This is a genomic window from Neolewinella agarilytica (assembly GCF_900110645.1).
Taxonomy (GTDB): Bacteria; Bacteroidota; Bacteroidia; order Chitinophagales; family Saprospiraceae; genus Neolewinella; species Neolewinella agarilytica.
Map to the genome: position 1 here is coordinate 1 of NZ_FOFB01000070.1, position 1,245 is coordinate 1,245.

The 1,245-nt window shown below is 53.0% G+C and carries 1 protein-coding gene; it reads right to left on the reverse strand.

Translation table 11 applies throughout. The annotated features are described in order from the left end of the window. Positions 1-1,245: DUF7507 domain-containing protein (locus BM123_RS23760; RefSeq protein WP_090173633.1), on the reverse strand; the 1,245-nt coding region annotated here is incomplete at both ends.

A 1,245-nucleotide genomic window follows, 5' to 3' on the forward strand; every position in this document is an offset into this window, starting at 1 on the left:
TTATCAACAACCTCTTCGTCATTCATGTCATCTGGTGTAGAGTCAGTGTCATCCTGTGGATCACCCGTCTCGTCAGTAGCAGCGCTGATCTCAGCAAAGTTGTCTACCGTAGATCCGGCAGGCAGCGGATTTGCAAGCGTCAGGAATACTTCTACAGAAGCCGTTGCTCCGGGAGCAAGACCGCCGGCGGGAAGATCGCCATTTGCAATTGTCAGCGTACGCTGTACACCAGCCGTTGCAGCAGCCCAGCCAGCATCATCGTTACCGGTGATGGTACCATCGTAAGTCAGGCTCATATCCGCTGGCAGGTAATCCGTAACCAGTACGTTATCCGCTGCGATATCTCCCTGGTTGATCACCGTGATCGTGTAAGCGATCGTGTCACCAGGACGAACATTGGCAGACTGACCGGAAGACAGCGTCTTCGTCAACGCAAGATCAAACTCAGCCGTCGTGATTACGGCCACATCGTGGTCGTCATCATCTTCGCCGGGAATAGAACCGTCGCCGTTTACGTCATTGTCTGCGGTTAAGTCATCATCATCCGGATCATTATCCAGCTCAGAGTCAATGTCAACCTGCTCATCGCCATTTTCATCCGTTGCATCACTGATCTCAGCAAAGTTGCTGATGTCAGATCCCGCAGGTAATGGGCTGGCAAGCGTCAGGTAAATATCAATTGTCGTAGATGCTCCAGGAGCAAGACCACCTGGGATGGTAATCGTCGCCGTTGGGTTACCTGCAACTACTGCCCAGCCAAGGCTGGTGTTATCGTCCGTTCCGTTACCGGCACCGGGTTCGAAGGTCATATCGGCAGGGACATAGTCCGTCACCTCAATGTTATCCGCAGGAATATCCCCCTGGTTGAAGACCGTAATCGTGTAAGCAACCGTATCGCCGGGAGCAACAATCATATCCTGACCAGCAGCCAGTTCTTTGATCAGAGCTACGTCGAAGGTCTGGACCGTTACCGATACATCATCGATGTCATCTTCATCATCTCCGGGCGTATTGTCCGGAGTAGAGTCTGTGTCCTCCTGAGGATCACCGTTCTCATCAGTAGCAGCACTGATCTCAGCAACGTTGGTAATCACCGCACCAGATGGCAGCGGGTTCGCCAGCGTCAGGAAGATTTCTACCGTAGTCATTGCTCCGGGAGCAAGACCACCAACAGGAAGTTCTCCATCAGCAACCGTCAGCGTAGTGGTGGGGAAACCACCAACCAGCATCCAGTCTTCGTTGCCC